Source organism: Novosphingobium sp., from assembly GCF_036733805.1.
GTDB lineage: Bacteria > Pseudomonadota > Alphaproteobacteria > Sphingomonadales > Sphingomonadaceae > Novosphingobium.
Map to the genome: position 1 here is coordinate 56,026 of NZ_DAIMZT010000001.1, position 13,713 is coordinate 69,738.

The 13,713-nt window shown below is 62.9% G+C and carries 13 protein-coding genes; 7 read left to right on the plus strand and 6 right to left on the minus strand.

Features of this window, described 5'->3' with window-relative positions; all coding sequences use genetic code 11:
• Positions 1-108 precede the first annotated feature (108 nt).
• Genes V7D69_RS00240 through paaG form a run of 6 tightly spaced genes read right to left on the minus strand, consistent with a single transcriptional unit; the run spans position 109 to position 8,204 of the window.
• The gene (locus V7D69_RS00240; RefSeq protein WP_333604770.1) at positions 109-1,614 is read right to left on the minus strand and encodes an aldehyde dehydrogenase family protein; all 1,506 of its coding nucleotides are present in this window, start codon (positions 1,612-1,614) and stop codon (positions 109-111) included.
• A 49-nt stretch (positions 1,615-1,663) separates the two neighbouring features.
• Positions 1,664-3,739 (minus strand): 3-hydroxyacyl-CoA dehydrogenase NAD-binding domain-containing protein, encoded by a 2,076-nt coding sequence (locus V7D69_RS00245; RefSeq protein ID WP_333604771.1) that lies wholly within the window; start codon positions 3,737-3,739, stop codon positions 1,664-1,666.
• A gap of 3 nt (positions 3,740-3,742) precedes the next feature.
• The gene (locus tag V7D69_RS00250; RefSeq protein WP_324063969.1) at positions 3,743-4,039 is read right to left on the minus strand and encodes an EthD family reductase; all 297 of its coding nucleotides are present in this window, start codon (positions 4,037-4,039) and stop codon (positions 3,743-3,745) included.
• 27 nt (positions 4,040-4,066) lie between these two features.
• Positions 4,067-5,356 carry a phenylacetate--CoA ligase PaaK gene (gene paaK / locus V7D69_RS00255; RefSeq protein WP_333604772.1) on the minus strand — a complete coding sequence of 430 codons (1,290 nt, stop codon included), beginning with the start codon at positions 5,354-5,356 and terminating at the stop codon, positions 4,067-4,069.
• Between the two features lie 2 nt (positions 5,357-5,358).
• A complete protein-coding gene (paaZ, locus tag V7D69_RS00260) occupies positions 5,359-7,389 on the minus strand; it encodes a phenylacetic acid degradation bifunctional protein PaaZ (protein ID WP_333604773.1) in 2,031 nt (676 codons plus the stop codon).
• A gap of 26 nt (positions 7,390-7,415) precedes the next feature.
• Positions 7,416-8,204, minus strand: coding sequence for a 2-(1,2-epoxy-1,2-dihydrophenyl)acetyl-CoA isomerase PaaG (gene paaG, locus V7D69_RS00265; protein WP_333604774.1), 789 nt, complete (start codon positions 8,202-8,204; stop codon positions 7,416-7,418).
• Positions 8,205-8,296: 92 nt separating this feature from the next.
• On the opposite strand from paaG, the gene paaI reads away from it, so the two are divergent.
• The 7 genes from paaI (at position 8,297) to paaE (ending at position 13,669) form a co-directional block, all read left to right on the plus strand.
• Positions 8,297-8,779, plus strand: coding sequence for a hydroxyphenylacetyl-CoA thioesterase PaaI (gene paaI / locus V7D69_RS00270; RefSeq protein WP_333604775.1), 483 nt, complete (start codon positions 8,297-8,299; stop codon positions 8,777-8,779).
• Positions 8,776-9,978, plus strand: coding sequence for a 3-oxoadipyl-CoA thiolase (pcaF, locus tag V7D69_RS00275; protein ID WP_333604776.1), 1,203 nt, complete (start codon positions 8,776-8,778; stop codon positions 9,976-9,978). The genes paaI and pcaF overlap by 4 nt, the downstream gene beginning before the upstream one ends.
• Before the next feature lie 64 nt (positions 9,979-10,042).
• A complete protein-coding gene (gene paaA / locus V7D69_RS00280) occupies positions 10,043-11,035 on the plus strand; it encodes a 1,2-phenylacetyl-CoA epoxidase subunit PaaA (RefSeq protein ID WP_333604777.1) in 993 nt (330 codons plus the stop codon).
• A gap of 14 nt (positions 11,036-11,049) precedes the next feature.
• Positions 11,050-11,334, plus strand: coding sequence for a 1,2-phenylacetyl-CoA epoxidase subunit PaaB (gene paaB / locus V7D69_RS00285; RefSeq protein ID WP_324063440.1), 285 nt, complete (start codon positions 11,050-11,052; stop codon positions 11,332-11,334).
• Positions 11,334-12,083 (plus strand): 1,2-phenylacetyl-CoA epoxidase subunit PaaC, encoded by a 750-nt coding sequence (gene paaC, locus V7D69_RS00290; RefSeq protein ID WP_333604778.1) that lies wholly within the window; start codon positions 11,334-11,336, stop codon positions 12,081-12,083. The genes paaB and paaC overlap by 1 nt, the downstream gene beginning before the upstream one ends.
• Positions 12,084-12,087: 4 nt before the next feature.
• The gene (gene paaD / locus V7D69_RS00295) at positions 12,088-12,585 is read left to right on the plus strand and encodes a 1,2-phenylacetyl-CoA epoxidase subunit PaaD (protein ID WP_333604779.1); all 498 of its coding nucleotides are present in this window, start codon (positions 12,088-12,090) and stop codon (positions 12,583-12,585) included.
• A gap of 7 nt (positions 12,586-12,592) precedes the next feature.
• Positions 12,593-13,669 (plus strand): 1,2-phenylacetyl-CoA epoxidase subunit PaaE, encoded by a 1,077-nt coding sequence (gene paaE, locus V7D69_RS00300; protein WP_324063434.1) that lies wholly within the window; start codon positions 12,593-12,595, stop codon positions 13,667-13,669.
• Positions 13,670-13,713 lie beyond the last annotated feature (44 nt).

The following is a 13,713-nucleotide window of genomic DNA, read 5'->3' on the forward strand; positions in this document are numbered from 1 at the left end:
CGCGCTGAACTGTTCGATCATTCGCAATCAAGCGTCAGTGAAGATCGGCGTGTTTTCCGCCGATCTTCACTGGATTAAGCGCCGATCAAGCCATTCAGGCCCGCGCCGTCAGGTTGCGATGCAGACGGACTTGAGTTCGGTGTAGCTGTCGAGGGCGCTGGTGCCAAAGTCGCGACCGATACCCGATTCCTTGTACCCGCCGAACGGCATGTTCGGATCGATCATGTTGTGACTGTTGACCCATACCGTGCCCGCTTTCAGGCGCGGCACGATGTTCATGGTCTTGGCCAGATCGTTCGTCCATAGCGACGCCGTAAGGCCCATGTTGGTATCGTTGGCCAGGCGGATTGCCTCTTCCTCGTCGCTGAAGGGCATGACCGTCACCACCGGACCGAAAACTTCCTGACGGCAGATCACCATGTCATTAGTGGTGTCGGCGATTATGGTCGGGCGGACGTAGTAGCCCGGCCGGTTCGGCATGTCGCCGCCCGTGACCACACGCGCGCCCGCGCGCCGGGCCTCTTCGATGTGTCCGATGATCTTGTCGCGATGCAGCGCTGACACCACAGGCGTCACTTGGGAAGCCGGATCAAGGCCGGGGCCAATCGCCATGCCGCCCACCGCCTGGCTGAGGGCGCCGAGGAAATCGTCGAAGATTTCGCGAGCGACGTAGAGCCGTGAAGCGGCGGCGCAGACCTGGCCGCTGTTCAGGAAACCGCCCATGATGGCGCCGCCCACCGCCTGTTCCAGCGCGACGTCCTTCAGGAAGATCGCGGGGTTCTTTCCGCCGAGTTCAAGTGAGGTCTTCAGCAGGCGATCCGCTGCCGTGCGGGCGATCGCCTTGCCCGTGGCGGTGGAGCCGGTGAAGGTGACTTTGGCGACATCGGGATGATTGACCAATGCGGCGCCGGTCGCGCCATCTCCTGTGACGAGATTGAAGGCGCCGGCCGGCACCCCGGCCTCGATAGCGAGTTCAGCGAGGCGAAGGCTTGTCAACGGCGTGACCTCGGAGGGCTTAAGCACTACCGTGCAGCCGGCGGCGAGCGCTGGCATAACCTTCCACAGGCCGATCATCATCGGGAAGTTCCAGGGTGAGATGGCGGCGACCACGCCCACCGGTTCACGGCGCGTGAAAGCCGTATATCTGGTGCCCGGCGGCAGCGGGATCGACACGTCCAGGGTCTGCCCGGTGATCTTGGTGGCAAGCCCGGCATAATAGCGCATGTAGCCCAGCGAAGCGCCGACATCGAGCATGCGCGCAATATTGATCGACTTGCCCTGGTTAATGGTTTCGAGCTGCGCCAGCTCCTCGCCATGGGCCTCGACCAGGTCGGCGAATTTCAGAAGGATGCGCTCCCGCTCGACCGGCGGCAGGCCGCTCCATATGCCCGCATCGAACGCCGCCTTCGCTGACGCCACCGCGCGATCGACATCCGATGCGTCGGCGCAGGCTACCGTGGCGGCGACTTCTCCGGTCGCGGGATCGAACACGTCGATGCGGCGGCTGCCTTTGGCTTCGCGCGTCGCGCCGTCGATGAAAAGCCCATGCTGCTTCGTCAGGAATGCCTGAACGCGGGGGTCAATTGCAGTGCCTGCTTCCGAGGTCGCCGTCATGATATTCGCTTCTCCAAAGAGTTCAGAATGCAGATATAGAGTCGCCTTGCTACATCGCCAGCGCTGTTTGCGCGCCGTTTCCGCCAATGAATGGGGAGAGCCGCCACCACTTGCCGAACGGACCCGCTGCAAATTGCGCTATCCGGTCACGGACGGCTTCCAATCCGTATTGCTCGGCATGGAACATCGGCCCGCCCCGGTGCCGAGGGAAGCCATAACCGTTCACGTAAACGACATCGATATCGCCCGATGCAGCGGCGATGCCTTCCTCCAGAATGAAGCCGCCCTCGTTCGCCAGCGCGAACATGCAGCGATCGATGATCTCGGTATCATCGATCTGCCTTTGTGCGATGCCGGCCTCACGCCGGGCGGCGGCGATGATGCTCGGCACTTCGGGGTTGATCCCCGCCGCCTTGCCGTCTTCGTATCGGTAAAAGCCGTTCCCGGTCTTGCGACCGAGATGGCCCGCTTCCGCAAGGCGATCGTAAACCATCGTTCCCATCGGCTCGTAGCTGCCCGGCGCCATGGCCTTGCGCGCCTTGTAACCGATATCGATTCCGGAAAGGTCTGCCACCGCGAACGGGCCCATCGCCATGCCGAAGCGGGTCAGGGCGGTATCGACCTGTTCCGGCGTGGCGCCTTCCAGCAACAGAAGACCGGTCTCGCGCACATAGGCTTTGAGCATCCTGTTGCCGATAAAGCCGTTGCAGACGCCGGCCACGACAGGAACCTTGGCTGTCCGCTTGGCGACGCGCAGCGCGGTGACGATAACGTCCGGTGCGGTCTCCCGGCCGCGCACGATTTCAAGCAGGCGCATCACGTTCGCCGGGCTGAAATAATGCATGCCGACCACGTCGCCCGGACGACTGGTGAAAGCCGCGATCTCGTCAAGGTCGAGATAGGAAGTGTTCGTAGCAAGGATGGCGCCTCGCCGCGCAACCGCATCAAGGCGGTGAAAGATATCCCGCTTTACGTCCATAGCTTCGAAAGCGGCCTCCACGATCAGATCGCACTCGGAAAGGTCGTCATAGTCGGTGGTGCCGTGCACCAGCGCGATGCGCTCCGCGGCGACAGACTGCGATATACGGCCTTTCTCGATGCTGGACTGATAGCCCTGCGCGATGCGCTCTGTCCCTTTCGCGAGCGCTTCCATGGTGGTTTCGACTATTGTTACCGGAAAACCGCCATCTGCGAAGCTCATCGCGATGCCGGTGCCCATGGTGCCAGCGCCGATCACGCCGATACGGCTGACCGCGCGCGCAGACGCTTCGCCGATATCAGCAGGCGGCTTGGCGGCGGCGCGCTCAGCAAAGAAGATATGGCGGAGCGCTTTGGCCTCATTTCCCGCGCGCAACCTGAGGAAGGTTTCTCGTTCGCGAGCCGTGCCTTCGGTGAATGGCATCGTCACCGCCAGCTTGACGAGTTCAAGCGCGGCGATTGGCGCTTGCGCGCCCCGTGCCTGCCGCCGCGTGCTGGCGGCAAGACGCTCGAAAGCTTCCGCGTGCGCCGCAGGATCTGCAATGTTTCGACCCGAAAGGCGTCGGGGGGCCAGATCGGCCTGTGCCACTTCACGAGCGAATTGCACCGCCTCCGCGATCAGATCGCCCTCCTGCGCAATGCGATCGACCAAGCCCGAAGCAAGCGCCTTGGCTGCCGTCACCGGCTTGCCGCTCGAAACCATGGCGGCGGCGGCGATCGGATCGATAAGGCGGGGCAGGCGCTGTGTTCCGCCCGCACCGGGAACGATGCCCAAGGTGACTTCCGGCAGCCCGAGCCGTGCCCCCGGAGTGGCAATACGATAATGACAACCCAGCGCGATTTCCAGCCCACCGCCCAGCGCCTGGCCTCCGATTGCCGCGATCACCGGGCGGCTGCAACGCTCGATTGCGTCGATTACTTCAGGCAGATGCGGCGGCTCGGGCTCCTTGCCGAATTCGCGGATGTCCGCACCGGCAATGAATGTATCGTTCGCGCCCTGAATGATGACGGCCTGTACGCCGGGCGCTTCCGTCGCGGCCATGGCCTCCAGGATGCCGGCGCGTTCTTCGCGCGAGAGTGCGTTTACAGGGGGATTCAGGATCGTGACGTGAAGGATTCCGTCGCACAGGGTCTTTTCCACCGACACAGTTCAGCCCTCGATCACTTCGCCGGTCATGACCGTTGCCAGACCTTCCGCGAAATTCGCCAAGTCGGCCCCAGTGGCGGCATTTTGCTGACTCTTCATGGCTGCCCTGAAGCTTTCGGCGTCGGCGAAGTATAACTCGGCGAGCAGGAAGCTGCCTTGTTCGCCCATCAGCGTGCGTTCGATCAGGGTGAGTTCGGTTTTCACCAGGCCGGGAATGCGCGCCACGAGCGGCAGATGCTTTTCCCGATAGTGGCGCATGAAAGCGTCGGTGTCAGCGGGCGTCTTGTAGAGGACGATCATCTTCTTCACAGCGAAGGTCCTTCCGGGTCAGTTCTTGGGGCGCAGATCGATAACGCGCTTGGCCTTGCCTTCCGACCGGGCGATCCCGCCGTCCGGGCGAACGTCAACCGCGACGGTAACGCCGATCATGCGCTTGATCCGCTCCGTCAGGCGCTTGCCGTCAGCCGTGCGCTCCTCCTCGCTGGCCCCGGCGCGGCATTCGACTAGGACCCGCATCTGATCCATCCGATCCGGGCGCGTCAACTCGATCTGGTAATGCGGAGCCAATGCCGGGCAGCCCAGGATCAGCTCTTCGATCTGGCTGGGGAACACGTTGACGCCGCGAATAATCATCATGTCGTCGGACCGACCGGTGATTTTCGCCATCCGCCGCATGGTCCGCGTCGTGCCCGGCAGCAGCCGGGTCAGATCGCGTGTGCGGTATCTGATGATCGGCATTGCTTCCTTGGTAAGCGAGGTAAACACCAGTTCGCCCTCCTCGCCGTCCGGCAGGACTGCGCCCGTTTCAGGGTCGATGATCTCCGGATAGAAATGATCCTCCCAGATTGTCGGCCCATCTTTCGCGATGGCGCATTCTTGAGCCACGCCAGGCCCCATGACTTCCGAAAGACCGTAGATGTCCACCGCGTCAATGCCGAAGCTGCGCTCGATCTCGCTACGCATTTCGGCGGTCCAGGGCTCGGCGCCGAAGATGCCGATCTTGAGTGAGCTCTGAACCGGGTCCAGCCCCTGGCGACGGAACTCGTCAAGTATCGCGAGCATGTAGCTGGGCGTGACGAGAATGATCTCCGGCTTGAAATCCTGAATGAGCTGGACCTGCTTCTCGGTTTGCCCGCCCGACATGGGGATAACCGCGCAGCCTAGCGCCTCGGCCCCGTAATGCGCCCCCAGTCCGCCGGTGAAGAGGCCGTAGCCATAAGCTATATGCGCTTTCATCCCTGGCCGCCCGCCCGCCGCATGGATGGACCGGGCGACGACATGGCTCCAGGTCTCAATGTCCTTGCGCGTATAACCAACCACCGTCGGCTTGCCGGTGGTGCCGGAGGAGGCGTGAATACGCGCCAGTCTTTCCTGCGGGACCGCGAAGAAGCCGAAGGGATATGCGTCGCGCAGGTCCTGCTTGGTCGTGAACGGGAAGCGGGCCAGGTCGGAAAGCGATTTCAGATCGTCGGGGTGCACCCCGGCTGCATCGAATTTTTCACGGTAACGCGGATTGCCTTCATAAGCATGGGCAAGCGACCAGCGCAGACGTTCAAGCTGAAGCGCCTGCAGTTCATCGCGGGATGCGGTTTCGATCGGATCAAGGGTGAGGGACATCTTTACACCGCGTTCATCGTAAGAAGATCGTAATTCGCCACCAGTTCGTCGTCCTGGTTCGTCACCTGTACGTTCCAGCGCACCTCGCCCATTTCCGGCGTCTTCAGTGCTTTCGACTTTACAGTGAGCCGCGCTCGGATGGCTTCGCCCGGCTTGATCGGCTTCACGAAACGAAGCCCTTCCAGGCCATAATTGGCCAGCACCGGACCTGGCGCGGGATCGACGAACAGCCCCGCCGCGAAAGCAAGGATAAGATATCCGTGCGCGACGCGACCGCCGAAGATCGGGCTTGCCTTCGCCGCTTCTTCATCCATGTGGGCGTAGAAGGTGTCGCCCGTGAAATGCGCGAAATGCTCGATGTCGTCCAGAGTGACGGTTCGCGCCGCGGTGAGCAGGCTGTAGCCCGCCTCCAACTCGCCGAACCGCAGGCGGAAGGGATGCCGTTCGCCTTCGACGACGGGCGCGCCGGGCAGTTGCTGGTTGACCACCTTGGTCAACGTGCGAGGGCTTCCCTGAAGCGCGGTACGCTGCATGTAATGCTTCACCCCGCGAATGCCGCCCAGCTCTTCGCCGCCGCCGGCGCGGCCGGGGCCACCGTGAACAAGCGTGGGAAGCGGCGATCCGTGGCCGGTCGACTCCTTGGCGCAGTCGCGGTCGAGGAACAGCATGCGGCCATGATACGCGCCGGCGCCGAGCACCATGTCGCGCGCCACGCCCCCATCATGTGTGAAGACCGAAATGGCGAGCGATCCCTTGCCGCGATTTGCGAGCGCGATCGCATCATCGAGATCCTTGTACGGCATCAGCGTCGAGACCGGGCCAAAGGCTTCGACCTCATGCACGGCGTCCGCGTTCCAGGGATCGTCGCTGCGCATCAGGATGGGGGAAATGAATGCGCCGCCCGCCAGTCCTTCACCGACCAATGACACCTTTTCCGCATCACCAAAGACGATAGGGGCGACCTTGGAGATTTCCCCGACCTTGGCGCGGACGTCCTCCAGCTGCTTGCGGCTGACCAGCGCGCCCATCCGGACGCCTTCCATGCTCGGATCTCCGACGACCGTCTTGGCGAGGCGGGCGGACAGCGCTTCCTGCGCTGCATCGATCAGATGCGCGGGGACCATGGCGCGGCGGATCGCCGTGCACTTCTGGCCCGCCTTCACCGTCATCTCCTTGACGACTTCCTTGATGAACAGTTCGAACTCGGGCGTGTCAGGCGCGGCATCAGGACCAAGGATCGAAGCGTTGAGCGAGTCGCGTTCGGCAGTGAAGCGCACTGCTTCCCGAGCGATGACGGAGTGGCGCTGAAGCAGCGCTGCTGTGTGAGCCGAGCCGGTGAAGGCGACGATGTCCTGTCCGCCCAGATGGTCGAGCAGATCCCCGGCGGTCCCCGAGACGAGTTGCAGCGCGCCTTCGGGCAGAAGCCCGCTTTCGACCATAATGCGCACGGCGGCCTCGGCCACATAGCCGGTCTGCTGCGCGGGCTTCACGATCGCGGGAACGCCGGCCAGCAGCGTGGGTCCCAGCTTTTCCAGCATGCCCCAAACGGGAAAATTGTAGGCGTTGATGTGAACGGCCACGCCTTGAAGCGGCGTGTACACGTGCTGGCCGACGAAGCTGCCCGCCTTGCCGAGGATTTCCGGGTCGCCATCGATCAGGATGCGATCGTTGGGAAGCTCGCGGCGGCCCTTGGAAGCGAAGGAGAAGAGGGTTCCTGCGCCGCCCTCGATGTCAATGGCATTGTCGATCCGGGTGGCGCCGGTGGGGAGGGCCAGTTCGTACAGTTCCTCCTTGCGCGCCATGATGGCCTGGGCCAGGGCCTTGAGCATTGCGGCGCGTTCATGGAATGTCATGGCGCGCAGTGCAGGACCGCCGACACGGTGGCCGAAGTCAACGATCTCGCCGAAATCGAGGCCGCTGCTGCTTACTTCGGCGATCACTTCTCCTGTAAGGGCGGAATGGATCGGCTCGAAATCGCCCTTGCCCGCCAGCCACTCTTGGCGGACGAAGCTCTTTATGGTTGGAATGGTCACGTTGACGTCTCCGGAAAATCAGCCGGTCACTGGCCGGTAAAGCTGGGGCGGCGCTTTTCAAGGAAGGCTGCCACGCCCTCCCGATAATCCGCCGAGGTGCCGAGCGCGCGCATCAGGTCGCGCTCGTTGTCGAGTTCCTGATCGAGCGACTTCAGCCCCGAACCGCGAAGCGCGTGCTTCGTTGCGGCCAGGCCCCTGGTGGGCCCTGCGGCAAATCGCGCTGCGAGCGCTTCGGCTTCGGCCTGCAACCGGTCATCATCCACGCACTTCCAGATCAACCCCCAGGCTTCGGCTTGTTCCGCACCCAGCGGTTCGCCCGTAAGCGCGAGACCCAGAGCGCGCGCTTGACCAACGAGACGAGGCAGGATCCAGGTCCCGCCGGTATCGGGTATGAGGCCGATGGCCGCGAATGACTGAATGAATTTTGCGCTGCGGGCAGCGATCACGATGTCGCAAGCCAGCGCGATATTGGCGCCGGCACCGGCGGCGACGCCGTTCACCGCGCAGATGACCGGCATATCGAGCGAAGTGAGCCGGCGGATAAGGGGGTTATAGAAGCGCTCGACTGAATCGCCCAGATCGACAGGTGCGCCGCCGGGCGCGACGGCCCGGTCATTCAGGTCCTGTCCCGCGCAAAAGCCGCGGCCGGCGCCGGTGATAAGCAGGGCCCTGGCCTCGCCGCTGGTGGCCACCCGCGACAGCGCGTCAGCAACCTCTCCATGCATCGCGGCAGTGAAGCTGTTCAGCCGGTCAGGGCGGTTGAATGTCAGACGGGCGACGCAGTCTCGTATCTCGAATGCGATCGTCTCGTACATTGGTCTTCTCCCGGAGGGCATTTTTCCCACTTATTAAATGACCATTCAGACTATCATTGGCAAGCTAGAATTGCGACGCTATGTTTATCGCCATGACTTTTGCGACAAACACGACCTCCCCAGCGGACGCGGCGCCGGATCCTGACGGCGGCGATCTTTCGCGGCGAATCGCAACCGCACTTATTGCCCGCGAAGGCACTGGCCAAGCATGGCGGCTGGAGCTTGAGGAGGCGCGGGAAGGCTATGCCCGAGTCGCGATGCGCGTCTCTGCCGAGATGCTCAATGGCTTTGGCATTGCGCACGGCGGTATGATCTTCGGCCTTGCGGACTCGGCTTTCGCGTACGCCTGTAATTCGCGCAATGTCGCCACGGTTGCGCAAGGGGCATCGATCACTTTTCTGGACAGCGGCCGGGCCGGTGAAAAACTGATCGCGGAAGCGCAGGAGCGCGCGTTGAAAGGACGCACCGGCGTCTACGCTGTTACCGTTAGGGGTGAGGATGGACGCGTGGTAGCGGAGTTTCAGGGTCTCAGCCGATCGATCGGCGGACAGATCATTGAAGGGGAATTGTCTTGACTGATGCTTTCATCTGCGACGCCGTTCGCACACCCATTGGCCGTTTTGGCGGCGCTCTTGCGGCGGTTCGGCCCGACGATCTCGCGGCTGTCGTGCTGCGTGCGCTGAAGGAACGGAATGAGGGTGTCGACTGGACGGCTCTGGACGATATCATCCTCGGCTGCGCCAATCAGGCGGGCGAAGACAATCGCAACGTCGCGCGGATGGCCGCGCTGCTGGGCGGCCTCGGCACTGCGGCGCCGGGAACGACCGTCAATCGCTTGTGTGGATCGGGGTTGGATGCCGTGGCGATGGCTGCGCGCGCGATCAAGGCTGGCGATGCGGACCTGATCGTCGCCGGCGGTGTTGAGAGCATGACGCGCGCGCCTTTTGTGATGCCCAAAGCCGAAAGCGCATTTTCGCGTTCGAACGCGGTGTACGACACCACGATCGGGTGGCGCTTCATCAATCGGAAGATGAAGGAAGAGTTCGGTGTCGATTCGATGCCTGAAACCGCCGAAAACGTTGCGGACGATTTCCAGGTCTCGCGCAAGGATCAGGACCGCTTTGCGGTAGAAAGCCAGCGTCGCGCGGCGGCAGCGCAAGCTTCGGGTCGCTTTGATGCGGAGATTGTCGCGGTTGAAGTGCCGCAAAGAAAAGGCGATCCCATCCGCGTTGCGCGCGATGAGCATCCGCGTGAAACCAGTGTCGAGGCGTTGGCCAAGCTGCGGCCGATCGTGCGCCCCGATGGGACCATCACCGCCGGGAACGCGTCAGGCGTGAATGACGGCGCGGCGGCTCTGATTATCGCCAGCGGATCGGCCGTGGAGAAATACGGGCTGACGCCGCGCGCCCGCATTCTAGGCGGGGCGGTTGCCGGCGTGCCGCCGCGGATCATGGGTATCGGCCCGGCCCCCGCGAGTGAGAAGCTGCTCGATCGCTTGGGCTTGGGTATTGGAGGCATCGACGTTGTCGAATTGAACGAAGCCTTTGCCTCACAGGGGCTTGCGGTGCTCCGCCGCCTCGGGCTGCCGGACAATGCCGAGCATGTTAACCCGAACGGCGGCGCCATCGCGCTTGGCCATCCGCTGGGCATGTCCGGCGCGCGCCTTGCGCTGACCGCGACCGAAGAGCTTGGCCGCAGGGGCGGCAAACTGGCGCTGTGTACGATGTGCATCGGCGTCGGCCAGGGCATCGCCTTGGTCATCGAACGAGTGTGAATTTGTTTATTGACCGACCATACGGATAATTATAAGATGGCGGCATAAGCTGCAGGAGCGTGCAATGTATACAACTGAGCTTGGAAAGTCGGACGCAACCGCGCCGACGCCGATCGGCCGGGAGGATCCGGCCCTGATCGCTGCGTTCGAGGCGCGCGTCGCCGCGGATGAGTTTATCGAGCCCAACGACTGGATGCCCGAGGCTTACCGGCGGACGCTTGTTCGCCAGGTCTCTCAGCACGCGCATAGCGAGATCGTCGGCATGTTGCCGGAAGGCAATTGGCTGACGCGCGCACCCAGCCTTCGGCGCAAGGCGATCCTGCTTGCCAAAGTGCAGGATGAAGGTGGTCACGGCCTTTATCTCTACTGCGCTGCGGAAACGCTCGGCACCAGCCGGGAGGAGATGATCGACGCCCTGCATAGCGGCAAGGCGAAGTATTCAACGATTTTCAACTATCCCACCCTCACCTGGGCCGACATCGGCGCGATCGGCTGGCTGGTGGACGGCGCGGCGATCATGAACCAGGTGCCGCTTCAGCGCACGTCTTACGGCCCCTATGCCCGCGCGATGGTGCGTGTGTGCAAGGAAGAGAGCTTTCACCAGCGCCAGGGTTACGAGATCATGCTGGCGATGGCGGGCGGCACCGCAGAGCAGAAAGAGATGGCGCAGGACGCGCTGAACCGCTGGTGGTGGCCGTCGCTCATGATGTTCGGTCCGCCGGACGACAATTCGCCCAACAGCGCGCAATCGATCCGCTGGCGCATCAAGCGCGAAACCAACGACGAGCTGCGCCAGAAGTTCGTTGATGCCACCGTGCCTCAAGCCGAACTGCTGGGGCTCACCGTTCCCGATCCCGATCTCAAATGGAACGATGAGCGTGGCCATTACGATTTCGGCGCGATCGACTGGGAGGAATTCTACGCAGTCGTTCGCGGTGAGGGGTCTGCCGCCAAGGAGCGCATGCAAGCCCGCCGCAAGGCTTGGGACGATGGCGCCTGGGTGCGCGAAGCGGCCGATGCCTATGAAGCGAAGCGTCAAGCGCGCCTCGCGGCCTGATACGGAGAACGAAGTTGAGCAAGGACTGGCCTCTTTGGGAAGTGTTCATCCGCTCGCGAGGCGGGCTGTCGCACAAGCACGTCGGTTCGGTGCACGCGCCCGATCCCGAGCTGGCGATGCGTCATGCCCGTGATACTTATACGCGGCGGTTGGAAGGTGTGAGCATCTGGGTAGTGCGGTCTTCCGATATCGCAGCATCCGATCCGCAGCAGGCGGGTTCGATGTTCGACCCGGCGGAGACCAAGATCTACCGCCACCCCACCTTCTACAACCTTCCCGACGCTGTGAAGCACATGTGATGAACGCGCTTTTTCAATATTTGCTGCGTCTGGGTGACGACAGCCTCATCCTGGGTCAGCGCCTCAGCGAATGGTGCGGCCATTCGCCCACGATCGAGGTCGATCTCTCGCTCTCCAATCTAGGTCTGGACCTGATCGGACAAGCAAGCCTGCTGCTGGGCTATGCGGGAGAAGTCGAGGGGCAGGGGCGGGACGCTGACCGTCTTGCTTTCCATCGCGATGCGCTTCAGTTCCGCAACTGCCTGCTGGTGGAACAGCCGAACGGCGATTTCGCGCAGACGATCGCTCGCCAGTTCCTGTTTTCGACGTATAGCCTTGCGTTGTTCGAGAAACTCACCGCCTCGACTGATGTGCGGATCGCTGAAATCGCCGCCAAGGCCATCAAGGAAGTCGCGTATCACGCTGATCTTGCGGCGGACTGGGTGGTGCGACTGGGAGATGGAACTGAGGAAAGCCGCCGCCGCATGAACGAGGGCCTCGACTGGTTCTGGCGCTTCGTTGACGAGATGTTTGAGATGGACGATCTTGAGCGCTCCCTCGCCGACGCCGGGATCGCCGCCGACAAGACGACATTGCGCACGAATTTCGATGAAAAGGTGAATAGCGTGCTGGCGGCGGCTACGTTGCCCGCGCCGGTCTATCCCTATCCGGTCCGCGGCGGGCGTGTCGGCCATCACACCGAGCATCTCGGCCACCTGCTCGCACCGATGCAATATCTGCCGCGCACTTATCCCGACGCCGTCTGGTGATCGTATGAGCACCGCGGCTCCCCTCGATGCTGTCGCGACCGAAAGGATCATGGCGATCCTGGCCGGGGTGCCCGATCCGGAGATCCCGGTGGTTTCGGTCGTGGATCTCGGCATCGTGCGGGGTGTGCGGCCTTTGCCGCCGGCCGTGCTGATAACGCCGACTTACACGGGTTGCCCCGCCACCTTGGCGATCGAGATGGCGATTCGCTCCGCGCTCGATGCGGCCGCGTTCGGCAATGTGGCGATCGAGACGGTTCTGTCGCCGCCTTGGACCACAGACTGGATCAGTGACAAAGGCAGGGAGCAGCTCAGGGACTATGGTATCGCGCCGCCGCCGAAGGGCAGCGCCAGACATTCCCTACGGGGAAGCGAGTCCGTCGAATGCCCGCGTTGCGGCTCGGCGGACACGTTGGAAGTAAGCCGTTTCGGATCGACGCCCTGCAAGGCCCTGTGGCGCTGCCGCGGTTGCCAGGAGCCGTTCGATCGTTTCAAATGTCATTAGGGGGCATATGTCTGCCACGTTTCACCCGCTCAAGATAGCCGAAGTCCGCCGCGAAACGGACGATGCCGTTTCGCTCCGTTTCGAACTCCCTGAGCTGCTGCGCGAAAGCTTCAGCTTTTCGCCTGGCCAGCACCTGACGCTGCGCCAGGAGATCGACGGCGAGGACGTGCGGCGCAACTATTCGCTCTGTGTCGCGCCGCATGAAGGGGAACTGCGCGTCGCGATTAAGCAGATCGCCGGCGGGGTCTTCTCGACCTGGGCGAATCAGTCGCTGGCGCCGGGTGCGGTGATTGAAGTGATGCCGCCCCATGGCAGCTTCACCTGGACTTTTGACCGGGAGCGCAGCGCCACCTATGCCGGTTTCGCCGGTGGTTCGGGCATCACGCCGATCCTGTCGCTCCTCAAGTCGGCGCTGACGGCGGAACCGAAGAGCCGCTTCATATTGCTTTACGGCAACAGGGCCTCCAACTCGATTATGTTCCTTGAGGAAATCGCCGCTCTCAAGAACCGGTTCATGGGTCAGCTCGAAGTCTACCACTTCCTTGAAGAGGAAGAGGAGGACGTCGATCTGTTCAATGGTCGCCTCGACAGCGAGAAGATTTCACAAGTGTTGCAAACGCTGGTCGATCCGGCCGACATCGATGCTGCCTTCATCTGCGGGCCCGGGCCGATGATGGATGCGGCGGAAGCCGGGCTCATCGCTGGCGGCGTGCCTCAGGACCGCATTCTCATTGAGCGCTTTACGGTGGGCCGGATGTCGGCAGCCCAGGCGGCAGCCGCGCACGAGCTGGAATTGAAAGCGGCCGGGCGCAAGGTGCAGATCACGCTGGAAGGGCGCAGGCGGACGCTGGCCTTTGATGCTGAAAAAGGAAGCATTCTCGAAAACGCGCGCGCCGTAGGCATGCCCGCGCCGTTTGCCTGCAAAGCGGGCGTCTGCGCGACATGCCGTGCCAAGGTCATCAGCGGCGAAGTGGCGATGAAGGCGAATTTCGGACTCAGCCAGGAAGAACTCGCCCAAGGATATGTGCTGACCTGCCAGGCAGTTCCGATGAGCGATGAGGTGGTGCTGGATTTCGACGCCTAAGTCTCGGTCCACAAGATTGTTCATAGCCAGGCAATCGACCGAGT